At 71.2% G+C, this 260-nt stretch carries 1 protein-coding gene; it reads right to left on the reverse strand.

Going from position 1 to position 260, the window contains the following annotated elements; genetic code table 11:
* Positions 1-260 (reverse strand): SIS domain-containing protein (locus tag SB751_RS32275; protein WP_410749293.1); only part of this gene is annotated, 260 nt, incomplete at both ends.

Here is a 260-nt window from a genome sequence, read left to right on the forward strand (position 1 = left end):
GCGGATTGCCGGTAATGGCCACCAGGCTGGCGCCCATGCGGCGCACCACCGGCAGGATGGTGAGCAGCTCCTGGCCCGACCCGGAATACGAAATGGCGATCAGGACGTCGTCGCGGGTGATCATGCCCAGGTCGCCGTGCACCGCCTCGGCGGCGTGCACGAAGAAGGCGGGCGTGCCGGTGGAGGCCAGCGTCGCCGCGATCTTGCGGGCCACATGGCCGGTCTTGCCGATGCCGCTGACCACGACGCGGCCGCGGCAG

This window comes from Cupriavidus sp. SIMBA_020 (assembly GCF_046535395.1).
Lineage (GTDB): Bacteria > Pseudomonadota > Gammaproteobacteria > Burkholderiales > Burkholderiaceae > Cupriavidus > Cupriavidus campinensis.